The 22,236-nt window shown below is 55.3% G+C and carries 26 protein-coding genes, 1 tRNA gene and 2 pseudogenes; 4 read left to right on the forward strand and 25 right to left on the reverse strand.

Translation table 11 applies throughout. The annotated features are described in order from the left end of the window. The first annotated feature begins 70 nt into the window (after positions 1-70). The 3 genes and pseudogenes from rpsU (at position 71) to rpoD (ending at position 4,146) form a co-directional block, all read left to right on the forward strand. Positions 71-286: a 30S ribosomal protein S21 gene (gene rpsU, locus ABFI50_RS05850; protein ID WP_001144069.1), complete on the forward strand. Its 216-nt coding sequence runs from the start codon at positions 71-73 to the stop codon at positions 284-286. Positions 287-401: 115 nt separating this feature from the next. Next, positions 402-2,206, forward strand: a pseudogene (gene dnaG / locus ABFI50_RS05855) (DNA primase). Between the two features lie 95 nt (positions 2,207-2,301). Next, the gene (rpoD, locus tag ABFI50_RS05860) at positions 2,302-4,146 is read left to right on the forward strand and encodes an RNA polymerase sigma factor RpoD (RefSeq protein ID WP_014885285.1); all 1,845 of its coding nucleotides are present in this window, start codon (positions 2,302-2,304) and stop codon (positions 4,144-4,146) included. A 526-nt stretch (positions 4,147-4,672) separates the two neighbouring features. Here the strand turns inward: rpoD and mug are convergent. Further along, complete coding sequence (gene mug / locus ABFI50_RS05865; RefSeq protein ID WP_014885286.1) at positions 4,673-5,179, reverse strand: G/U mismatch-specific DNA glycosylase; 507 nt, start codon at positions 5,177-5,179, stop codon at positions 4,673-4,675. Between the two features lie 125 nt (positions 5,180-5,304). On the opposite strand from mug, the gene ABFI50_RS05870 reads away from it, so the two are divergent. Beyond that, positions 5,305-5,380, forward strand: a tRNA-Ile gene (locus tag ABFI50_RS05870). A gap of 83 nt (positions 5,381-5,463) precedes the next feature. On the opposite strand, the gene ABFI50_RS05875 is transcribed toward ABFI50_RS05870, so the two are convergent. The 24 genes and pseudogenes from ABFI50_RS05875 to ABFI50_RS05990 all read right to left on the reverse strand — a co-directional run bounded on the left by ABFI50_RS05875 (position 5,464) and on the right by ABFI50_RS05990 (position 22,178). Further along, complete coding sequence (locus tag ABFI50_RS05875; protein WP_032635529.1) at positions 5,464-5,664, reverse strand: ogr/Delta-like zinc finger family protein; 201 nt, start codon at positions 5,662-5,664, stop codon at positions 5,464-5,466. A 67-nt stretch (positions 5,665-5,731) separates the two neighbouring features. Further along, on the reverse strand, positions 5,732-6,886 hold the full coding sequence (locus tag ABFI50_RS05880; protein WP_283945161.1) for a phage late control D family protein: 1,155 nt from the start codon (positions 6,884-6,886) through the stop codon (positions 5,732-5,734). Further along, positions 6,883-7,347, reverse strand: a complete 465-nt coding sequence (locus ABFI50_RS05885; protein ID WP_023309232.1) for a phage tail protein — start codon at positions 7,345-7,347, stop codon at positions 6,883-6,885. The genes ABFI50_RS05880 and ABFI50_RS05885 overlap by 4 nt, the downstream gene beginning before the upstream one ends. An 11-nt stretch (positions 7,348-7,358) precedes the next feature. Then, on the reverse strand, positions 7,359-9,638 hold the full coding sequence (locus ABFI50_RS05890) for a phage tail tape measure protein (RefSeq protein WP_347485604.1): 2,280 nt from the start codon (positions 9,636-9,638) through the stop codon (positions 7,359-7,361). Beyond that, positions 9,631-9,750, reverse strand: coding sequence for a GpE family phage tail protein (locus tag ABFI50_RS05895; RefSeq protein WP_023616176.1), 120 nt, complete (start codon positions 9,748-9,750; stop codon positions 9,631-9,633). The genes ABFI50_RS05890 and ABFI50_RS05895 overlap by 8 nt, the downstream gene beginning before the upstream one ends. A 32-nt stretch (positions 9,751-9,782) precedes the next feature. Beyond that, positions 9,783-10,091 carry a phage tail assembly protein gene (locus ABFI50_RS05900; protein WP_047027405.1) on the reverse strand — a complete coding sequence of 103 codons (309 nt, stop codon included), beginning with the start codon at positions 10,089-10,091 and terminating at the stop codon, positions 9,783-9,785. A 56-nt stretch (positions 10,092-10,147) separates the two neighbouring features. After that, entirely contained in the window at positions 10,148-10,666 is a 519-nt protein-coding gene (locus ABFI50_RS05905) for a phage major tail tube protein (RefSeq protein WP_023309235.1), read from the reverse strand. Positions 10,667-10,677: 11 nt separating this feature from the next. Next, a complete protein-coding gene (locus ABFI50_RS05910; protein ID WP_347485606.1) occupies positions 10,678-11,865 on the reverse strand; it encodes a phage tail sheath protein in 1,188 nt (395 codons plus the stop codon). A 124-nt stretch (positions 11,866-11,989) separates the two neighbouring features. Continuing rightward, positions 11,990-12,418, reverse strand: a complete 429-nt coding sequence (locus tag ABFI50_RS05915) for a tail fiber assembly protein (protein ID WP_047344536.1) — start codon at positions 12,416-12,418, stop codon at positions 11,990-11,992. 1 nt (position 12,419) lies between these two features. After that, positions 12,420-14,366: a phage tail protein gene (locus tag ABFI50_RS05920; protein ID WP_347485609.1), complete on the reverse strand. Its 1,947-nt coding sequence runs from the start codon at positions 14,364-14,366 to the stop codon at positions 12,420-12,422. An 11-nt stretch (positions 14,367-14,377) separates the two neighbouring features. Continuing rightward, positions 14,378-14,908 (reverse strand): phage tail protein I, encoded by a 531-nt coding sequence (locus ABFI50_RS05925; protein WP_032635515.1) that lies wholly within the window; start codon positions 14,906-14,908, stop codon positions 14,378-14,380. Continuing rightward, positions 14,901-15,809 (reverse strand): baseplate assembly protein, encoded by a 909-nt coding sequence (locus ABFI50_RS05930; protein ID WP_248197359.1) that lies wholly within the window; start codon positions 15,807-15,809, stop codon positions 14,901-14,903. Before ABFI50_RS05930 ends, ABFI50_RS05925 begins: the two co-directional genes overlap by 8 nt. 5 nt (positions 15,810-15,814) lie before the next feature. Then, a complete protein-coding gene (locus tag ABFI50_RS05935) occupies positions 15,815-16,165 on the reverse strand; it encodes a GPW/gp25 family protein (protein ID WP_032635513.1) in 351 nt (116 codons plus the stop codon). Beyond that, a complete protein-coding gene (locus ABFI50_RS05940) occupies positions 16,162-16,803 on the reverse strand; it encodes a phage baseplate assembly protein V (RefSeq protein ID WP_176260258.1) in 642 nt (213 codons plus the stop codon). Before ABFI50_RS05940 ends, ABFI50_RS05935 begins: the two co-directional genes overlap by 4 nt. Positions 16,804-16,915: 112 nt before the next feature. Continuing rightward, on the reverse strand, positions 16,916-17,383 hold the full coding sequence (locus tag ABFI50_RS05945; protein ID WP_176260257.1) for a phage tail protein: 468 nt from the start codon (positions 17,381-17,383) through the stop codon (positions 16,916-16,918). Further along, on the reverse strand, positions 17,367-17,636 hold the full coding sequence (gene lysC / locus ABFI50_RS05950) for an Rz1-like lysis system protein LysC (protein ID WP_217906298.1): 270 nt from the start codon (positions 17,634-17,636) through the stop codon (positions 17,367-17,369). The genes ABFI50_RS05945 and lysC overlap by 17 nt, the downstream gene beginning before the upstream one ends. Then, positions 17,557-17,892, reverse strand: a pseudogene (locus ABFI50_RS05955) (LysB family phage lysis regulatory protein); the annotation flags it as partial. The pseudogene ABFI50_RS05955 and the gene lysC, both read right to left, overlap by 80 nt. Positions 17,893-17,900: 8 nt before the next feature. After that, complete coding sequence (locus tag ABFI50_RS05960; RefSeq protein WP_176260254.1) at positions 17,901-18,410, reverse strand: lysozyme; 510 nt, start codon at positions 18,408-18,410, stop codon at positions 17,901-17,903. Next, the gene (locus ABFI50_RS05965; protein ID WP_029741404.1) at positions 18,394-18,615 is read right to left on the reverse strand and encodes an HP1 family phage holin; all 222 of its coding nucleotides are present in this window, start codon (positions 18,613-18,615) and stop codon (positions 18,394-18,396) included. The genes ABFI50_RS05960 and ABFI50_RS05965 overlap by 17 nt, the downstream gene beginning before the upstream one ends. After that, positions 18,606-18,809 carry a tail protein X gene (locus ABFI50_RS05970; RefSeq protein ID WP_032635504.1) on the reverse strand — a complete coding sequence of 68 codons (204 nt, stop codon included), beginning with the start codon at positions 18,807-18,809 and terminating at the stop codon, positions 18,606-18,608. Before ABFI50_RS05970 ends, ABFI50_RS05965 begins: the two co-directional genes overlap by 10 nt. A 179-nt stretch (positions 18,810-18,988) precedes the next feature. Beyond that, positions 18,989-19,429 carry a DinI-like family protein gene (locus tag ABFI50_RS05975; RefSeq protein WP_032635502.1) on the reverse strand — a complete coding sequence of 147 codons (441 nt, stop codon included), beginning with the start codon at positions 19,427-19,429 and terminating at the stop codon, positions 18,989-18,991. Between the two features lie 109 nt (positions 19,430-19,538). Beyond that, the gene (locus tag ABFI50_RS05980) at positions 19,539-21,728 is read right to left on the reverse strand and encodes a replication endonuclease (protein ID WP_176260253.1); all 2,190 of its coding nucleotides are present in this window, start codon (positions 21,726-21,728) and stop codon (positions 19,539-19,541) included. Position 21,729: 1 nt separating this feature from the next. Continuing rightward, complete coding sequence (locus ABFI50_RS05985; RefSeq protein WP_047344543.1) at positions 21,730-21,951, reverse strand: TraR/DksA family transcriptional regulator; 222 nt, start codon at positions 21,949-21,951, stop codon at positions 21,730-21,732. Beyond that, positions 21,951-22,178, reverse strand: coding sequence for a DUF2732 family protein (locus ABFI50_RS05990; protein ID WP_029741400.1), 228 nt, complete (start codon positions 22,176-22,178; stop codon positions 21,951-21,953). The genes ABFI50_RS05985 and ABFI50_RS05990 overlap by 1 nt, the downstream gene beginning before the upstream one ends. Positions 22,179-22,236: the final 58 nt, after the last annotated feature.

Here is a 22,236-nt window from a genome sequence, read left to right on the forward strand (position 1 = left end):
TCCGCACCATTTTGAAATAAGCTGGCGTTGATGCCAGCGGCAAACCGAATTTATTAAAGGTGAGAGTTACATGCCGGTAATTAAAGTACGTGAAAACGAGCCGTTCGACGTAGCACTGCGTCGCTTCAAACGTTCATGCGAGAAAGCAGGTGTTCTGGCTGAAGTTCGTCGTCGTGAGTTTTATGAAAAACCAACGACCGAACGTAAGCGCGCTAAAGCTTCCGCTGTGAAACGTCACGCGAAGAAACTGGCTCGCGAAAACGCACGCCGTACTCGTCTGTACTAATCGCTTGAGGGCCTCAGCCCTCAATTGACAGACAGAGTAGTAGTCGTAAGGCCGTGCTTCCGGAAGGAATGCGCGGCTTGTTTTCGTTTATAAGTCGCTTAAATTTTTGGGGCATATGGCCGGAAGAATCCCACGCGTTTTCATCAACGATCTGCTTGCCAGAACCGACATCGTCGATCTCATCGACGCGCGGGTAAAGCTGAAAAAGCAGGGCAAGAACTACCATGCGTGCTGTCCGTTCCATAACGAAAAAACCCCCTCTTTCACCGTTAACGGTGAAAAGCAGTTCTACCATTGCTTTGGCTGTGGCGCACACGGTAATGCCGTCGATTTTTTGATGAACTACGACAAGCTCGAGTTCGTTGAAACCGTCGAAGAGCTGGCGGCGATGCATAACCTTGAAGTGCCGTATGAAGCAGGCAGTGGGCCAAGTCAGATCGAGCGCCATCAACGGCAAACGCTGTATCAACTGATGGATGGCCTGAATTCGTTTTACCAACAGTCTCTTAAGCACTCTGCGGCTGAGCCTGCGCGTCAATACCTGACAAAGCGCGGACTGAGCGACGATGTGATTGCGCGTTTCGCTATTGGTTACGCCCCGCCCGGCTGGGACAACGTGTTAAAACGTTTTGGCGGCAATAGCGAAGATCGTAAGTCTCTCATCGACGCAGGCATGCTGGTCACCAACGACCAGGGACGAAGCTACGACCGCTTCCGTGAACGGGTGATGTTCCCGATCCGCGATAAGCGTGGCCGGGTGATTGGTTTTGGTGGTCGCGTGCTGGGTGATGCCCTGCCGAAATACCTCAACTCCCCGGAAACCGATATTTTCCATAAGGGCCGCCAGCTTTACGGTCTTTATGAGGCGCAGCAGGATAACGCGGAACCTCCGCGTCTTCTGGTCGTCGAAGGCTATATGGACGTTGTCGCGCTGGCGCAGTACGACATTAACTACGCGGTGGCGTCATTAGGAACGTCCACGACGGCAGACCATATCCAGCTGCTGTTTCGCGTCACCAACAACGTGATTTGCTGTTACGACGGTGACCGCGCAGGACGCGATGCCGCCTGGCGTGCGCTGGAAACGGCGCTACCGTATATGACCGACGGGCGTCAGCTACGCTTTATGTTCCTGCCGGATGGCGAAGATCCGGATACGCTGGTGCGTAAAGAGGGCAAGGCGGCGTTTGAAGCGCGGATGGATCAGGCTCAGCCGCTCTCCACGTTTCTGTTTAACAGCCTGATGCCGCAGGTGGATTTAAGTACCCCTGACGGGCGCGCGCAGCTCAGTACGCTGGCGCTGCCGTTAATCAGCCAGGTGCCCGGCGAAACGCTGCGTATCTATCTGCGTCAGGAGTTAGGCAACAAGCTCGGCATTCTGGATGACAGCCAGCTTGAACGTTTAATGCCTAAACAGGCTGAAAACGGCACGGTTCGCCCCGCGCCTCAGCTAAAACGCACAACCATGCGTATACTGATAGGGTTACTGGTACAAAACCCCGAACTTGCGCCGCAAGTGCCATCGCTGGCGGGTTTGAACCACGAAAAATTGCCCGGACTTGGCTTATTTTCAGAACTGGTCAACACGTGTTTGTCTCAGCCAGGTCTGACCACCGGACAACTTTTAGAACATTATCGCGGCACAAAAGAGGCCGCTACCCTTGAAAAATTGTCGATGTGGGACGATATAGCAGATAAGGACATTGCAGAAAAAACGTTCACCGACTCGCTCAACCATATGTTTGATTCGATGCTTGAGTTGCGCCAGGAAGAGTTGATAGCTCGCGAGCGCACGCACGGCTTAAGCAGCGAAGAACGCCGGGAGCTCTGGATGATTAACCAGGAACTGGCGAAGAAATAAAAAAATTTAACGGCTTAAGTGCCGAATATCGATCGGGAAGCCCCCGGCAGCCGCACTGAGAGGCAGCGGCAAAAATATAAGTACGCCCTCGCTTTAAAGGTTGGCAGCCCCATCGCCGACACCAATCAAACGAATTAAGTGTGGATACCGTCTTATGGAGCAAAACCCGCAGTCACAGCTGAAACTTCTTGTCCAACGCGGTAAGGAGCAAGGCTATCTGACCTATGCCGAGGTCAATGACCATCTGCCGGAAGATATCGTCGATTCAGATCAGATCGAAGACATCATCCAAATGATCAATGACATGGGCATTCAGGTGATGGAAGAAGCACCGGATGCCGATGATCTGTTGCTGGCTGAAACCTCCAACAATACCGACGAAGATGCGGAAGAAGCTGCCGCACAGGTACTGTCCAGCGTTGAATCTGAAATCGGGCGTACCACTGACCCGGTCCGCATGTACATGCGTGAAATGGGTACCGTTGAACTGTTGACCCGCGAAGGCGAAATTGACATCGCAAAACGCATCGAAGACGGGATCAACCAGGTTCAGTGTTCTGTTGCCGAATACCCTGAAGCGATCACCTATCTGCTGGAGCAGTACGATCGCGTTGAAGCGGAAGAAGCGCGCCTGTCTGACCTGATCACCGGGTTTGTTGACCCGAACGCGGAAGAAGATCTGGCGCCTACCGCGACTCACGTTGGTTCCGAACTGTCTCAGGAAGAGATGGATGACGACGAAGACGAAGATGAGGAAGAAGACGACGACAGCGCGGACGATGACAACAGCATCGACCCGGAACTGGCGCGTGAGAAGTTTGCCGAGCTGCGTACCCAGTACGAAGTCACGCGTGACACCATCAAAGCGAAAGGCCGCAGCCATGCCGCCGCGCAGGAAGAGATCCTGAAACTGTCTGAAGTATTCAAACAGTTCCGCCTGGTGCCAAAACAGTTCGACTACCTGGTAAACAGCATGCGCGTGATGATGGATCGCGTACGCACCCAGGAACGCATCATCATGAAGCTGTGCGTTGAGCAGTGCAAAATGCCGAAGAAGAACTTCATCACCCTCTTCACCGGCAACGAAACCAGCGAAACCTGGTTCAACGCCGCTATCGCGATGAACAAGCCATGGTCTGAAAAACTGCACGACGTGAAGGACGATGTCTATCGTGGTCTGCAGAAGCTGCATCAGATTGAAGAAGAGACCGGCCTGACCATCGAGCAAGTCAAGGACATCAACCGTCGTATGTCTATCGGTGAAGCGAAAGCCCGCCGTGCGAAGAAAGAGATGGTTGAGGCGAACTTGCGTCTGGTTATCTCTATCGCCAAGAAATACACCAACCGTGGCCTGCAGTTCCTGGATCTGATCCAGGAAGGCAACATCGGTCTGATGAAAGCGGTAGATAAGTTCGAATACCGTCGTGGTTACAAGTTCTCCACCTACGCTACCTGGTGGATCCGTCAGGCTATCACCCGCTCTATCGCGGATCAGGCGCGCACCATCCGTATTCCGGTGCATATGATTGAGACCATCAACAAGCTCAACCGTATCTCCCGCCAGATGCTGCAGGAGATGGGCCGCGAGCCAACGCCGGAAGAGCTGGCTGAGCGCATGCTGATGCCGGAAGACAAGATCCGTAAAGTGCTGAAGATCGCCAAAGAGCCAATCTCCATGGAAACACCAATTGGTGATGATGAAGATTCGCATCTGGGTGATTTCATCGAGGATACCACCCTCGAGCTGCCGCTGGACTCTGCCACCACCGAGAGCCTGCGCGCTGCGACGCACGACGTTCTGGCCGGCCTGACCGCCCGTGAAGCAAAAGTGCTGCGTATGCGTTTCGGTATTGATATGAACACCGACCACACGCTGGAAGAAGTGGGTAAACAGTTCGACGTGACCCGCGAACGTATCCGTCAGATCGAAGCGAAGGCGCTGCGTAAGCTGCGTCATCCAAGCCGCTCTGAAGTGCTGCGTAGCTTCCTGGACGATTAACCTGTCCTGACAGTGAAAAAGCTCCCTTCGGGGAGCTTTTTTTTTGTGTATTCCATCTTCCTGTGGGCTGTGGGATCCCAGTAATTTATAAGCAGAAGCAATAACGTTGTTTCAGAGCGAATGCAGGCTTTCAGCGATGCTCTGATCCGGCTGTAAATCGCTGAGGCGTTTTCTGCAGGCCGGGGCGAGGCGCATGGATGCGCCGAGAGGGCGGGCTTTACAGGGACGTTACCTCCGCCCGTCCCCGATAAGCCGGAAGGAATAAGCCGAGGGCACCGCGAAGCGGCGATTTACCGCCGGGAGCCCGGGTCGCCAGGGTGGTGGCGACTGAGCCACCCTGGCACGTTCACAGGTCATGTCGTGACAGAGTAGCAAGGAACATAAAGTGAACGGAATGACCACCACAGCCGTATATTCCCCTCACCCTAACCCTCTCCCCGGAGGGGCGAGGGGACTGTTCCGTGCTGCTATAACGTTGTGGAGATCCCTTAGTCATGTGAGGTGAGGGCGTCAGGCCGCAGAACCCCTAAAGCCCCCGCACCATTAGCGCCTCATCCAGCTCCCGATACGCCTCCACCAGCTTATCCAGCGTTGCCCTGTTGAGCCCGCTCGGGTTCGGCAGCACCCACACCTGCGTCACGCCGATGGTGATGCTCTGCTTACCCCATTTAGCGCCGCGCTGACTAAACGCCTGCTCGTAGGCCTGCTTGCCGAGGATCGCCAGCGCTGCGGGCTGATAGTCCTCAATCTTTTTGACCAACTCCCGTCCGCCGCTGCGGAGCTCATGCAGATTGACCTCGCTCGCCTGCACCGTCGGGCGCTCAACAAGCATAGTAATGCCGCAGCGCGTATCCAGCAGGTGCTGTTCCTCTTCGGGCCTGAGTAATCTGTCGGTAAACCCGGCCTGGTGGATCACTTTCCAGAAGCGATTGCCCGGATGGGCGAAGTGAAAGCCGGTGTGCGCCGAGGACTTACCCGGGTTGATTCCGCAGAACACCACCCGCAGGCCAGGGGCCAGAATATCGTTGATCATTTTTACTCCCGATCAATCCATCGTAAGGGAAGTATAAAGGATTGATTATGCATTGTTTATAAAAACAGCAGGCAGGTGTGAATGGCTGGATTGCTGTAGAGAGTTACTTTATAATTCACCGCCACGGCCCCTTAGCTCAGTGGTTAGAGCAGGCGACTCATAATCGCTTGGTCGCTGGTTCAAGTCCAGCAGGGGCCACCAAATTTTAGCTTTAAAATCAAAAATTTAAGCCACTCAAATGAGTGGCTTTTTTTATTGGTTATTTTGAGCCGGTGGCGTAGCCGCTAACTTCGCGCCAGTGAAGCCGTTCGGACACTCTCAGAGGCGCCAGGCGTCGCAATCAGACGCTCCACGGACTCCATCGTCACGAACGTACAGCTGCAGTCCACATTGGTACACTGGTGGTAGCGCTCTTTGGTATTTTCACTGAGATAGCGACTGGTACGCGCATGCGCTGAATGCTTGCACTTAGGACAATGAAACATGTACCCCTCCACTTTATTCACATTTTGTGAATCAATAATACCCAAAATAAAACCAATAGCAACTACATTACTCACTATCAACAGTAAATTTTTCGTTGCTGACGTTCAGCTCAAACTTAAGCTGCGTGGTAAATCCGCTATCGTTGAGGGTATGCACCACCTCGCTGATGATCCACGCCTGCTCGTCAATGACGCGTTTAAAACCGTTTACCAGCACCGGCGTTTCGGGGAACAGATCGGCGCGTCCCAGCGCAAGCTGGATGGAAAACTTTACGGTTCCTCGCTGAAGCGCGCGCCACTTCGCCTCTGCGGCCCTGAGCGCCTGCTCTTCAGATGCATAAACCGTGGTGAGCTCAAATACGTTCTCCGCCGATCCCACCAGCCTCTCTTGCGGTTTCTGCTCCTTGCCTGCTGCTCCCGCTACCGGTGCGGCGGCATCCGGGTGCTGCAGTGCTTCTGTCTGCTGCCCTCCGGACTGACGATTAATACTCAATTGAGGATTTTGTTGTTTGGGGTCACGCGTTTGCAGCCATTTGGCCGTTACGCCGGAATAATTTTCACGGTCAGTTATGGAAAAAAGGTGCTTATCGCCATCCCCACGTTCAATCATCATTAAGGAAAGCGGAGTGCCGCTGGCCGTCACGGCCTGGCCCGCTTTCATAAAGATAATCTTCCCGGCTTTGATTGAAACAAATGCTCCATTACGTTCAGCAAGGCGGGAGAGGAAGGCCGCGTCTGTCTCCTGAGACTGGTCAATATGAGAGATGGCGATGGATGCAAGCCCCGACGCGACGCTGGCGGTCAACTGGTTACGCTGAGCGATGGTATCGACTATCGCGCCAATCGTCATGTCATGCCACGACTGTTCGCGCCGCACGTTTAGCTTTCCACGAAAATCTGCGCTGAATCCCTGGATGGTCAGCGTGTCCGGCGCGCCCCGGAAATGAATCGCATCAATCGTAAAGTCCCCTTTCTCCTCGAGCGGGGTTCCCTCCCATCCCAGCCATAAGGACAGCCTTGCCCCCCGGGCAGGCAAGTCCAGCAGCCCGTCGGAATCATCCAGCAGAATATCCAGCTGATCGGCTTCCAGCCCCCGTTTGTCGGTCATGGTCAGGCTGATAAGACGATGGCTGAAATTTTGCGTGATATCACGATCGTCAAGCTTAAGCATAAAATCAGGGGCGATTTTTCCACCCGCCCGGATATTCATTTCGGTGATCATCCCACCAGCCCTCCAATGCTATTCCGTGCGCTTTCCACCAGCTCTGAGGCCTGCGTTCGCAGGTCGCCAAACGTCGTCATCAGCGATTCGTCCACGCGTTTTAGCGACAGGGTAAACTCAATTTTTCGGGCGGTACCGTCACTGTAAAAATCCGAATGCGTGTGCGTGACTTTCTCAATGACAAACATGCCGTGAATGATGCCGGTACCGTCTATCAGCGGCCATGCCCGCCCCTCATTTGCCATCAGCTCAACCGCCTTGAGCGAAAGCCGCCCTCCCGTGAGTTCCGGGTAAAGTAAGCCGGAGAGGCTAAAGGATGTCTCACCTTCGCCAAGGTACTGCCAGGCTTTGGGTTTCCCGATGCGAGCGCTGGATGCCCAGCGGTAGTCTTTTGTGAATATCATTGACTGATACGGTAAGGTTCGTCGTTCAAAGACAAACAGACCCAGCACCATTAACATTTTCTCTCTCCTCAACTATACATAAAGCTGGATTGCTGCCGTCTCGCTTTATCCTGTTCAATATTATCTATCGTCTCCCGGATTTGACGCGTCAGATCCATTCCGGAGGCCGTGCCTCCCTGCAGCGTGATGTTATATTCGCTTTTACTCTGATCGACGTAAGAGCGTCCTCCAGTAGCGATGGTCGGCTGATACCCCATGCTGCCGCCAGAGATCCCCGCGCCCGGAATATAAGCGCTGCCCGCCGGTGAGGATGCCGCTTCTGCTTTTGCCGCAGCGGCGTCGAGATCGCCCGACTCGTTTTTGATAATACCGAGCTTCTCCAGCAGCCAGCTGGCCTTGCCGCTCAGGCTGTTAAAGAGATCAAGCGGTGCCATTAACGCATCGCCCAGCGCCTGACCAAAAATCACGCCAGCGTTTTTACAGCCATCCAGCGTTTCCTGCGTCGCCTTGATCGGCGTAATCAAGTCGGTGAACCATTGCCAGATACCGCCCAGCTTCTCCGAGATAGAGTCAAACACCGCCATCACCGGTGAGAACAGCGCACCCAGCGGTGCGAAAGCCGTCGAAAGCCCTTCCATCACCCCACCAAAGAAGGCGCTGATGGGCTCCCAGTATTTAAAAATCAATAAGGCACCGGCAGCAATCGCCGCGCCAAGGGCAATCACCGGCCAGCTAAGGGCACCCAGCACCGTCATGATGGCGCCGCCCACCCCGCTGAATACCGTTCCCAACATCCCGGCCGCGGTAATAACCATATTGACGCCCGTCAGAACCGGGCCGATAGCCATACCGACTCCCCCCAGTACGCCTGAAAACGCCTGTGCGCCGACAACGATGCTGGCGAGAGTCTGCGTCAGCTCAGGGTTGGCATTCACCCAAAGGGAGGCCGTGCCAAGCCAGCCGGTTGCGGTTGTTATCAGGTTGCGCAGAGCGCCATCCGCTTTATCAAATACATCAATCTTCAACCCGTTCCACGCGGCCTGGAATCGGTTGATATCGCCGTCAAGATTATCGGTCTGCACGGACGCCGCAATCGCGGTACTGCCTTTTGCCCCCTGCAAATGCTGGCGTTTTTCATCAAGCGATCCATCACCCGCAGCGGAAGACAGCGCCCCCGCGGCTTTTATGGCATCCGGCGTCTGAACGTGGCGCAACATCGCGCTGAGCGCGTCCCCGGCGGCGGCGCCTTTCATCCCTTTTTCCGCCAGAACGCCCAGCAGCGCGGTGGTCTCTTCAAGCCCCATACCGGATGCATCCGCAGCGGGCGCAGCGGAGGTGACGGCCGCCACCATCTCAGCGAGGCTGGTATTTGAAGAGGTAGAACCGCGCGTAAGCACATCTGCGATGCGTCCCGCGTCCGTATCGGCCAGGCTATACGCGGCCTGCGTGCTGGCGATCATATCGGCCGCTTTAGCCGCGTCGACACTCCCCGCCAGGCTGAGGTTGACCGTTGGCGCGGTGGCCGCAAGCAGCCCATCGGCGTCATAGCCTGAACGAGTCAGTTCGGTTTGTGCCCGGAGGACCGTATCTGCAGGTACTCCGGTCCTGGCGCTGACCTCCCGCGCCTGCTGGCGAATGGCCTCAAGCCGGGAATCCCCCTTCGCCAGGCCAAGGTTTGCCTGAATGGCCGACATCTGCTTTTCAAAGCTGATGCCAGGCGCCATAAACCGGGACGTCTGGTCAAAGCCCGCTTTGGCCATTCCCACCCCCGCAGTCGCCAGCTGGTTCACCCGCGCGACAACGCGTTTGCCTGACTCGTAGCGGTTCTGAACGGCACTCAGTCTCTCCTGCTGCTGATTGACGCGAGTCAGCGCATCCCGCTGTCGGTTAAGCTGCTGCGTTTTTTCACTGATATGGGTTCGTAAACGACGCTCATCCGACGAGAGCGTGCGTGTGTTTATGCCTGCCTGTGAGAGTTCAGCGCGCTGACGCTGAACCGAGTAGCGCAGGTTGTTGTACTCAAGCTTAAGGTCGGCTGCCGATTTTCGGGCTGCGGACAATGCATCAGCCTCTGCCTGGGTGGGGTTTTGCGTGTTTTTAAACTGCACCGCCAGCGCCGCTGCCTGCTGTTTCGCCCGGGCAACAGACTGCTCAGTCATGGCGAGCCGGGCGTTTGCTTTCCTGAAGCCATCAATCCGCCCCGCCTGCTCATCGAGCGCCCCCAGCGCCGTCTGTGAATCACGGATATCGCTTGCGAGAGAGCGGCTCGCGTTATGGAGAGCGTTAAGCGGTCGGGTTGCCCGGTCGACTGCCTTAAGCAGCTCCTGAAGTCTGACATTATTACTCATGGTGGTTTCCGCTTCGCTGCAGCGCTTTTTCGCGCCATAAGAGGAGTTCGGTCACGCTCAGGGAGTACAGCTCTGACGGCGGCCAGTGAAAGATCACCGCGATATCCGCCATCAGATCGTCGACCGACAGGTTTTCGGGAAATTTCAGCGAGCCGAAGCCGGTGACAAAAAACCGATCACCTTACCTGCAAAAGAGAGCAGATCGCAGGCATCCAGGCGCGCGACCTCATGCTCAGTCAGTGCTGGTGAGGTCATTCGCGGCAGCACCTTGATCAGCGCATCGACATCGGATTGCGCCAGCGACGCCAGCGATACCCCACGCAGGGTTCCCGCATTGGGTTTTGCAACGGTCACTTTTTCAATTTTTTGCTCGCCGCGCAAAACGGGGCTATCAAGCGTGACGATGTATGGATTTTCACTTTCGTTCATGGTGGTCTCGTTGATATTTTCCATTTCGATACTCTTCAGAAAGTTAACTTACCGGCCGGCGATCCCGGCCGGTTAAAGGGTTACAGGCCGATGGCCTTACGGTGTTCTGCCAGGCGATCAACGCCATCGACTTTCAGCACCATGTTGATGATGTCGATTTCAATGATCTCTTTGCCATCGATGGTCAGCTGGTAGTACGCGCATTCGGTGGACATCTTGGTGGTGCCGCTCTCGCCCTGCTTGTTTTCACCGCCATCAAACTCTTTGTGACGGCCGCGCATGACGATTTCGACGGCGGAGATTTCGCCGGTATCATCGCGCTGATAAGAGCCGGTAAAGCGCAGAGGCACGCTGTCCGCGCCCGGAGAGGCATACTGTGCCCACAGCGCGGCGTCCGGCAGACCGCCAACGGTCCACTCCAGCGCCAGGGCATCATCGTCCAGGCCAAGGTCAACAGAGACCGAGCCCGGCATGCCGCCACCGCGATACTTCTCCAGCTTGCGGGTAAGTTTGGGTAAGGTGACAGACTCAACAACGCCCATATAGCTCAGGCCATCGTTGAACATATTCAGATATTTCAGTTTGCGTGGTAACGCCATGCTTCAGCTCCTTAGCTATTAACCGAATCTGACAGGTCAGCCAGATAGGTATCGGTGATGCGCTGGCGCAAGGTCAGATTTTCCAGCGGCGGGACAGGGGTGTAGTCGTAATCGATATACAATTTCCCCGCTTTCAGGGTGGATGCATCGTTCGATTCAGGGTCATACCAGCAGGAGCCGTCAACGATATAGCCGTTGGTTTTGAGCTCGCGGAACTTGGCATTGATACCGGACACGATGTCGCGGATAAGCGTAGGGGTAATGGGTTTATCCATCGCCCATGCATGCGCTTCAGCCATGGTATCGGCCAGCACCTGTGCGGTACGGGTGTAGTTTTCAAAGACGAATAACGGATCGTCTGAACAGGTACGGTTGCCCCAGAATTTGAAGCCATCGTTACGAATCAACGTGGTGACACCGGCCTGGTTAAGCAGGTTGGCATCGGTCGCTTGCTCCTGCAGATCCCAGGAAACAGAGGCGCTTACGCCCGTGACGCCGTTGACGCCCACGTTCGACAAGGTTTTATGCCAGCCCATTGTCTGGTCGATTTTGGCGCGCAGGCCAAGGGCGCGAGCGGTCGCCCATGCCATCGTCGTCGCATTCGTGGTGGTATCCCATGCCAGAAAATCAGGGTGGATAACCATCAGCTCGCGCTGGCTGAAGTTTTTGCGGTACTCGATCGCGTCAGAAATGGTTTTACAACCCCATGCGCTGACATAGCCGAACGCGCGCAGGCTCTGGCACATTGCGGCCAGTGCGGTTGCCACTTCCTGAGAGTCCAGCCCCGGTACGCCGAGAATACGCGGCTTAACGCCGGTGACCGTTTTCGCGGTCAGAAGCGCCTTCAGGCCGGTGTATTTGCCGTTTTCATCAGTGGTGCCAGTGATGTTGGAAATTGTCTGCTGGCGTGCCTCTTCCGGCGTTTCTGCGGTGCCTTCGGCCACGCGAACAACAACGACAACCGGTTTACACTGGTCAGCAATCGCCTGCAAAGAAGCGGACAGCGTCCCCGCCTTACCGGCTTTCGCAATTGCATTTTGCACGTTGGTAATGAGCACTGGTTCGTTTAAAGGAAATGTCTTATCGTCAGCATCGCTGGCAGTACAGACCATGCCGATGATTGCCGTCGAGACGGTGGAAATAGTGCGGGTGCCATCGTTGATTTCAATGACTTCCACGCCGTGGTGATAGTCGCCCATCCGTTTAACTCCTTCGTTTAGTGGTGAGGCTATTTTCTGCGGAGAGCGTGATTGATGCGACGAATTGGGGTTGGGGAAAGGATTACACAACAAACGAAAAACCCTCCGGATGGAGGGTTTGGGGTCAGGCTGGGCGTTCGGGCCAGTCGATATCTGGGGCAGTACTGAGATCCAGCCGGTTTAGCGACACCCGATAGCGCTTCCAGCAGGCGAGCCGTTCTTTCTCATCCTCAGAGGCAATCCCAAGCTCATCGGCATCTTGCAAAGGCGTGATTCTTATATTGGCCTCTTTAAACAGCTCTGCTCGAGTTATCTCAGCCTGCGCTATTAACTCTTCGACAGAGGGCTCAGGTGGTTCGGAAAGTTTTGGTTGACCTGATGCACCATGGGTAATAATCCTCCCTTCAGCCTGTCCCTTAAGTAAGTTGCGATACAGAGTTTCATTAATTTCGATAACATCCTCAGGCCAACTGTCCGCAAGCATATAAGCTTCCCGCATTGAACCCGCATAAAAACCTTTACTCCCCGCGCTATAAAAAAAGATTTCGCTCATATCAATATCCTACAGCTAGCCATGAATAAGTTGGATTCGAGGCATCCCCCCAAACCGTTAAATCAGTTCTCGACGCCATGCCAGAAAAAGCCTTTTTACCGTTCCCGCGATCCGTTATCTGCGTTGAGAGGCACGCATTAGGAAATGCGATGGGTAACGTAAATGCACTATTGAGAAGCGAACCCGATCCCCACTGAATGATGAGTCCTGTATTAGTATCTTTAAACCAACCATTAGCAACTTTAGAGATGGTATTTATTTTTTGGAAACGCCCATCAAAATTCGAATAATTCCCTGGGATAATCTGACCTTTCATTTCAAGCTGACCGTTACGGGTGTTGATATAACCCGTCATCCCTTCGCCATCAGCAAGAGTGCAATAAAACCCTATTCCATACCATGACTTAAGAAGTAGATTGTTACTAGCGAATCCAGCCGCATCATTGCCAGCATAGATACCGGTATTGCCTCTAATATTAAGACCAGACTGGAAGAAAACTTCTTTTTTGAAAGTTCCGCCATTGCTCGCGGATACTGCATCTACATCTGACGCAGTGGGTTTATTTGCTGTGTTATAAACCTGTGTCCATGAGACAGATTTTAAGGAGGTATTAACCAAACCCGTATAATTCTGATCACGAGAAATAAGCGTAACCCAATACTGGCCTGAATAAACCATAGTTGCAAATACTGTGAAACGACTATTACTTGAATTTTCAGGCATGCCAGTGGTAGGGGTTGATGCACCAACCCCCAGAGCCGAATATATATTACTCGAAGCAATATCATAAATACTGTTTAATAAACTGCCTGAGTTCGGAAATGCCCCAACCTGCTCCGGTGTCGGCGGATGTTCAGTATCAAACACCTGCAACCAGTTTCCCCACGTGGCATTTACTTTCGAACGATGATACATCGCAGCATTGACCACACCGGCACGATATCCAATTTGCTGGCCCGCGTTGACGTCGTACTGAAATTGAAGGATATTCGATGGGCTATTAGCAAGTGGCCCATGAATTCCCTGTGCATTCAAGCGGAAATAACAGTTGTAGTTTGGCTGATTCGCGTCAGTAAAACTCACACCGGACACCGCACCCAATCCCATCCATCCTACAGGCACCAGACGTTTTGGCGTTGTATCTGTGTCCGATGTAGCAGCATCAGCGGAAGCAGCTGTGCCGATATTTTTTTTAATGATGTTCAGGTCATCATTGACCACTTTAACTGCTTTCGATGTGGCTGCGATCGCCTCAGATGTACTATCAGTTGAACTACTAAGCTGAACAATCCCCTTGCGTACAGTCGTCGCATCCACCGCCGTGTACTTAGCGTTTGCCAAATCGTAAACCGCCTTCACCGCTTTCGGCGTTGCAGCGAGCACCTCGGAGGCGCTGTCGATTGCGCTGCTGAGTTGTGTAAAACCCTTAGCGGCAAGGGTCGCGTCCGGATGGCGCCGCGACTGTTCATGCTCCGCGAGCTTACCGTCTACATAATCCTGCGTCGCCATCACCGTTGAGGTGTCAATCATCAACTCAACCGAAGAGATATCGCTCACCATAATGACCATACGTACAGTCTGTGCGCGTCCCGAGCCCTCTTCCAGCTTGGGCTTGTAACTTTCTGCCATATTCCCGACCGCAATCAGCGTCCCGGTATCGTCATACAGCCCCATCTCGCGCATCCAGAAACCGCCAACCTCAGGAGGAATCAGCAGCTCCGCCACGACATAGTTTTTATTCTTTTTGTCCTGGCTGATTTTATTCAGCGCATGCCGCCAGACTTCATTGACGAGTTTCGTCTGGTTTGCGTTTGGCGCTGGCAACGCACCGCCACCGTCACCTACGGCCATCGTCGTAAAGTTCACTTTCTTGCCGTTCGGGACGGTCGCGGCAGCCAGTTTTTCGGCACCGGCTTTGGTGATAACCGTTTTATATTTCACTGTCATTGTGCTCTCACTTATCCGGGATAAACCGTGATGATGTCGCCGTCATAGCTCAGGGCACCGGTGTAGAGATAACCCGGTATGTCCTGGATGATATTCAGGCCAATAAGGTGGCGGCTGGCAGGCTTTGCATCAGCAATAAGCCTCTCCATTTCGTAATACATTTCCTCGGTGATGCCCGTATCCAGGACGCCGATATCAAGGCGAAAGGTGCCGGGCGGATCGTTGGTTTGCCACCATTCGGTGACGTTGATCAGATAGCCAAGCGGTTCCACCACACGACGCACGGCGCCAATCGTCCCCTTGTGGGCATGAATAAACCACGCCGCGCGAATCACATCCCGCCTGGTGGCTTCCGGCCAGTTCTCATCCCAGCGATCAACCGAAAACGCCCACGCCAGCCAGGGCAGCAGATTCGCCGGGCAAGTGTCCGCACTCCAGAGATGCCGCAGCGGAACAGGCGTATTTTCAATGTCGGCACAGGCGCGCGCGGCCGCCACCTCAAGAGATGACGAACCAACCGGTAAAAGGCGGGTATTACTCATCGTTCCCCCCCACGGTTACGCTGTAGTGGCTGCACCATGAGGCCTGAGTTTCATCAAGTACAATGTCAGTCGCGGGCGCGGTCAGCTCTACGCGTTGCACCCCTTCAACATGCAGTGCCGCGTAAATGGCGGACTTGCGAATATCGCGTCCAAGCCGATGTTGAGCCGTGATATAGGCCTGTAACCGGGCTCTTGCCGCGCTGAGTACAGGTTCACTTTCAGGGCCGGGAAAAAGGAAAAGCGATGCCTCAATGCGGTAGTCAACAATGTTGGCCGACTGGACGGTCACACGGTCGGCAACGGGCCTGACGTCCTCATCGTTCAGCGCATTGCGAACAACGGCGAGCAGTTCCTCAGAGGCCACGCCGTTATTCTCCCGGGAGAGCACAGAGACCGTGACGTTCGCCGGCTGTGGACTGATAACGGAAATATCCGCCACCCGGCCATCTGCACTGCGACCGTGGAACTGATAAGCGCCCGTCGAACCGGCCACGCTCAGCCCTTCCGGCGCTTGCTGGATGCGCAAACGAAAGTCGGTATCAGACTCCATCACAGCTGGCGTGGGCGGAAACGTCGTATCGTCGGCGGGGGTAATGACCAGACGCGCAAGGTTAGCGTTAGCCCCAAGCTGGTCGAGATCGCGGCCGGCAGCGTAGGCCAGCATGACCGCACGCGCGGCCTCGTTCACGCGCTGGCGCCACATGACCTCCCGATAGGCGTTCTCCTGCAGCAGCTTCACAATCGGCTCTGATTCCAGCGTCAACGTCCGTGCAATCGCCTCTCGCTCCTCTTCCGGATAGAGCGAGACAAAGGTGGCCTTTCGTTCTGCCAACAGCGTTTCATAATCCACCTCCTCCACGACATCAGGCGCGGCGAGCTGGCTCAGATCAACAATAGCCATAGCGTTTAACTCAGTGAAATGGTGATAGAAAAAGATTGTCCGGAAGTCGGGCGCGTGCCGGTGATATCGACATACAACGTCCCGTCATTCTCCGAACGCTCGAAAGTGATGGCCGTCAGGCTGATCCGCGGTTCCCACTTCTGGATAGCGGAATAACATGCCGCCATGATTTGCAGACGCAGCGCAGGGCTCTGTGGCCTGTCGATCATCGCCGCCAGCAGCGAGCCGTAATCCCGGCGCATAACCCGCGAGCCGACAGGCGTCACCAGAATATCGCGCACGCTCTGCCGGATGTGTTCTGCCTCTGAAATGCTGAGCCCGGTCTGCCTGTTCATCCCCCTGTAACGCACCGTCATTGTGTCCCCTTAGTCCAGCTTCCGCCGCTTTGCACACTGCCGTGCGCGTGGTTGTCCACCTGCACCCCGTTGGAGGTGAATTGACCGCCGGAATGCGCAATATTCCCGGCCATTACCCCGCCCTTCTGCACCTCAAGCGAGGCGGTAATTAACTTGTTGGTACACACCACCTCAGGCGTATCCAGCGTGATGCGGGACGTTGACGTCAAACGCACCTCCGGCACGGTGGCGGTCAGCGATTCAGAGGCGGTAATGTCGGCTGTTTTAATACCTGAAACCGTCAGCGCCCCGCGTTCGGGTTCGTACTCGATCACCGCGCCGTCAGGAAACGAGACGTGGAACGCATCAGGCGAACCGGACGGCGCCGGATGGTCATCCGAGAAAATACCCGGTAGCACAAAGGCGGTATCGAGCTCGCCGCCGATGGCCAGCAGCAGTACCTGTTCTCCCTCGGAAGGGGCCCACCACACGCGAGAACGTCCCGCACGACAGGCTAGCCAGTTCAGCCAGGTGGTTTTCATCCCGCCAGTCTGCACACGACAAAGCCCTCTGTTGAGGTCAACATCGGTTACAACACCGATACGAATAAGATTGCGGATCGCGCGAGCGATGCCGTTCATGGAAGTTAGCGTATTCATAAGAAGAGAATGCCGTTCAGAAAGAACGGCAGCAACGAGACGGGGTTTGGTGCGGGATGAGACAACAAGCTGGCAAGACAACAGACCGCAGGCGGCCCTCAGCGCGGGGAAATTACGCCTCCCACTCGCTGACCAGCTCCCCGTTGATGTATAGGGCCTTCGGACGCGTGACGGGCTCCGGCAGCGGCGGTTCGGGGGAATACGTTGCGTGCAAACCGCCCTCTTCCTGAGAAACAAGAATGCGCTCGGTTAATTGCACTTTGATGCTGATATCCATCGTATCGTCATCGTTTAAAACGATCGTGAAGGAACAGCCGTTTTTGCGGCCTTCATCGAGGGTAAAAATGTCCGGCTGGTTTTCCCCAAGCCAGGCCACTACCGGGACGAAAACGCCCTCGCTGTCGCCGGAGAAGCAGTTGACCTTCGCATTCAGCTCATAGTGCTTTTCAAAGGAGAGCGAGGAGGCCAGCCGGGCATCAATATTGCCGCTGCCGACCGACATCTGCAGCCGATCCGGGTTTGCTTTCAGTTGGGGAATCGCGTCAATTAATGCCTGACGCAGGCTATTGAGTTTGTGCATCGATTTTATCCTGACAGTCTTTAATGGTTTCAACCTGCAGCGCGCAGGCGATAAGGGCATACTCAAGCCTGCGAATATCTGCGCTGAGATCGCCGTTAGTGGCGGGTTCGCTTCCCGGCATCGGGCAGCGGCTCACCTTCGGGCAGGCGTTGTAAACAATGGGCTGCAGAGGCGCAGGCGGTGCGGGTGTGCAACCGGCGGACAGCATCAGGCAACTGAGTGGTATACCAGCGGCGTAACGCGTCATTTTCATTGAGTAATCTCCCGATAGTCGCTTCCCGTCTCGCGCGTTCCTCACTCGCAGTGAGCAGTTCTTCACGAAGCCTGACCTGAGCGACTTCATGTGTTCGGGCAACCCGTTGCGACAGGGAAAGCTGTTGGTTAAGCGTGGCGAGGGCGTTTTTTTGTTCACTGGCAACCCGGTTCGCGCTGGCTAAGGAACGGGACAGCGTCAGGTTGTCATGCCGAAGCCACAGCGTGATAGCCAGCAGACCGGCCAGCAACAGCATCAGGACTTTCACGGCAGCCCCTTCATGCACCAGGCCTTCTCGCGGATACGACGATTTTCCAGCCCGGCATTTTTAACGCCATTCACATATACCCAGCGGGTAAGTTGCCCGCATGCCTGCGACCACTGTTTACGCTTAATAAACGACACCAGGGTCGAACGGCAGGCGGCGCCCGTGCCAACATTAAACGTGAAACTCACTAGCGCGTCGTAGACCCGGGGTGGCATCTCAACCGACGCGCACGCTGCCAGCCGACGTTCAACATTGAGCACATCAGCGACCAGATTTACCGCTGCCTCACGCTCGGTAATATCCCGTGCAGGCACAACGTTTGCCGTGTGGCCAATGCCAGACGTCCACACGCCAGCGCTACACCGGTAGGGCGAGAGGCGACATCCTTCGAGATCGGCAATCAACGCCAGCCCATCAGGGGACGTTTTCAGTAACCGAAAGTCAGGTATCAGCACCGCCAGGGCCAGCACGCCGGCGACGCTGCAACGCTTAATGATTGAGTTCACGAATACTCTTCTTATCGAGTCCAAGAGACTGGAGATAGCGCCAGGTTTTTCGTTTGAACCAGTAATTCGTCAGCGCGGTAAAAATGGCGCACAGACTTCCCACGTACAGCGCGACTTTTTCAGGAGACATCGCCCCGAACCAGGCCAGTGCCACGGCCAGCCAGTAGGCGATAAACGTGGTGATTTTCTCCAGGCTCAGTCCCATAGGTTTACGGATTCTTTTGTGGGGGCGCTATCAACCTCCGGCATCTCTACCGGCGTGCCATGAGGCAAGATAACGCCTGATTCGGCGAGGCCAGAATTGGCCTTCAGAACGGCTTCAACGACGCCTGCCGTGCGCCCATAAAAACGGGCGCAAATGGCATCAAGCGTGTCCCCCTGCATTGCATAGATCTTCATCAGACGCTCCCAACATCCGGTTTTCCAGGTACTGTAGAGTTTCCTGGGCCAGCGGCTTTTTCGCTATCGATGAGAGATGGGCAATCCCGGACACAACAGACCGTCCGCGAGCAACAATGCGCGGTTTAAGGGAAACGCAAAATCTGAATGAAGTGTTCGTTCCGGGTAATGACGCAGGGCTAGCGCCAGCTTTCATCTTCCCAGACTTCCCGGAGAATAGAATCCAGCGCCTCGCGATCGGCCTCCCTTTCAAGCCCCTGGAGCTCAACCCCCGTTACCGACCCTATTTTCACGGTTACCCGCGATGAGGGAAACAAGGCTCCTATCCTGCGGGTCAATTCACACTGAAATGCCTCAACGATGGACTGGCCAATCAGCTGATCTTTATCGAGCGTGATGTTCACCCGAACATTGCTCTCTTTTTTGATTCGTTCCGGAACAGGCGATGCCGAGAAAACAACGGTGAACGCGTTGTTCTTGATTAAATTTCCCCGCGCAATCTCAGCAATTAAATTCAGGGCAATTTCACGATCTCTCTCCTGACACGTTCCTTCTGTCGTCAGTCGCGCAATCATCTCGACTCGTTCAATCATGACTTGCTCGTTCAACTCTCTGTCCACACAACCTCCACCACGAGATACTGTATAAACATACAGTAGCACGTATTCATAAAAAGAGTGAAGCGAAAAATCAGAACACTTTACGGTATGTACATGATATCGATGGAGATTAGCATGCTCGCTGGGTTAACAGATCCGTTAAATGCCCAATACGTTCAAGGATTTTCCGCCTCTTTTCCTGATAAGAACACGCTGCCGGAAATAGCGCTCCGTCAGCTGCGCCTCGACACCATTTGGTGTGAAAGCGGCTGACGCCGCCCGCCATAAGATGCAGCGCCTCGGCACGGCTAATGACGATCCCGGTGGCGAGGCGTATCTCGTCAATCACCCTCTCAGGTATCCCGTTCTGTGGATCCCGCTCATAGACAACGGGGGTTCTCGCGCCGGGCCGAACGCGTTTGATGCGTTCGGTTAATGCCCGTCTCGCACGCCGGTTAAGGGGCTGTGAGAGATCGTTCACCGTACAGTTATTGACAGAACTCCGAGAGAGCACGAGAACATCCTGACGATCCACGGCCCGCTTCGGCACAATTTTCCACTGCGTGAGCCGGGTTAAAATCGGGCTGCCCGCGCCGACGGCGGAGTCGTACACGCCGCGGATGCAGATCGTTTCCTCGCCGTACTGGTTAAACCCGACGCGCGGCGCATACAGCGTGCGTACCTGTAAATCATCGCGACGGACAAATGGCCCGCCCTGCGCGGTGACGTAACCCGCCCAGTCCCCAGCGTCGGCAGCTTCATGGACGGCGGCAAACTCCACGCTCAAACCGCGCACGGCCTCGTTATCAGCCAGACGGCGCAGCTCGCGATAGACCGTGACCGGCGCCCCGCCGATAAACTGAAACTGGCGAATGTGCCAGCGTCCCGCCCAGGCTGAAACAGCAGAAGCCGTCTCCTTCAACAGCCCACCGCTTTCATAATCGGTCTCACCATCGAGCGCAAAGCCGTCGATATTCTTTGAGATGTATTTGGCAACATAGCCGGTCGCGCTGCCCTTCAGGGGATCGATCGCCTCCGCGTGAAAACGTGCCTTTCTGGCACTTTCGCTACGCAGTTCTGTGGCCTCTTCCTGGCAGGCATAATCATTCATAATTTGGCGAACGTGCCCGACATCTTCCGGCAGCATAAACATCAGCATGTGCCAGTGGGGCGTGCCGTCGTGATGAGGTTCCGCAACGCGGATACCAAAAATTCGGCGCTCCTCACGGTGCAGCTTTGCGCGGATGCGCGCCCACAGACGGGTGAAGTAGCTTTGCGTATCCGCCGGGCTGGCCCCGTTCCACTTCGCGTTGGGGTAGCCTGATTTCACCGTCGCGTGATATGCCGAAGGCGCGGTTAAGGTATAGAACTCGCCCACATAGCCCAGTGCCTGGCAGATATTTTCAAACCCGCGAATGCGGGTCATCAGTTCACAGCGACGTATCGCCGGGTTAGCGACCGAGGTATCGATTTTTTCAATCAGGCTGATGCGGTTGCCCTCTTCATCTTCGAGTTCCATGCCCTTAAGAAATTCACGGGTGCGGCGCTTCTGCTCGCGCCATTCGGTCACGCAGCGCTTGCTCGCATACGCCGTTCTCGTTTTGCTGACGTTGCCAAGGGCAATCTGTAAATGCTCGCGCCAGGCAGACGCAATCCGACGCAATCGCCCGCGCCACCACGTCTCTGAAAACAGGCGGATCACCGCTGCGGCAACATCGTCTTTGTTGAAAAACGTCTTCGACACCCGTTCCCAGTGTGGAGGTGACACCTTAAACTGCCGGGCGATCAGGCCGGCGCGCTGATACCAGACGTAAAGCGTCTGGTATTCACCCAGGTCAGCATCATTTATATTCGCCAGCTCACCGCGAATAAAGCTGGCGATATCTGCGGCCAGCAGGTCGATATCCGCGCGGGACATATCCGCAAGTCGGTTAAAGCGTGCAACCAGATCAACCATGCGGGAGGCAAGATATTGCTGAAGCGGAGTGTCGAAATGGCCGTCAAACACAGCCCTGGAGATCGTTTCATGCAGGCCTGCGCAGGCATAGCGTTCAGAGACCAGCCGCAGACGGGGTAACATCCTGTTGCAGAAGCGGACCAAAAAGGCATTGGCCTGCGGGCTGCCCTGACGCTGTTCAAGGTCATCAACCGTGCGCCAGACGTCGAAACGCACGCAGTCAGGTTGCAGGGAGAGGGCAATCCTTGCCTCCCGTAGCGCCGCGAAAAAACGATCGCGGCGCTGATGCTGGGCATGGGAAAGGTAAGGGCTGGCAATGGCCGACCGTGGAGCGTTCCACGGATACGCAAATGACGTCGCCAACTCACCCTCCCCGGATATGTTTATTTTTCATCTCCGCAATCTCCTGGCAGGTGATGCACAAGGCCACACCAGGCACCGCCATTCGGCGCGCCTCCGGTATCGGGGCCTCGCAGTCCTCGCAAAGGAAACGCGAGGGCGTTGCGGGCCGTCTGCGGGCGCTATTAATGTGCCGCTCTCTGTCTTCCTGCTCGCGCGCTTGCGCAAGATCGATAAAATCGGCCATCAGTGCAGCTCCTGGGATTCACGTTCGTAGCGAGCCGCCTCGTGGCACAGCAGTTCGGCAACGTCTTCTCCGCTCATGCCGGTTTTATAGATATGGCTTGCCAGCGCCTCCAGGCGCAGGGAGACCGCGAGGGCTCGCGCGCAGCGTTCCTCTGTTTTTGCCTCCGCCAGCAGGCGTTTCAGTTCCTCACTTCCGGTCGGATAAGGGCGGTTTTCACTGTTTCGCATCACGCTTCTCCTTAAATTCAGGCAATAGAATGCCCGGCGGGTTTACGCCATTAGGTTT

Origin of the sequence: Enterobacter sp. HNDS-6, assembly GCF_039850505.1 — a bacterium.
GTDB classification, from domain to species: Bacteria; Pseudomonadota; Gammaproteobacteria; order Enterobacterales; family Enterobacteriaceae; genus Enterobacter; species Enterobacter kobei.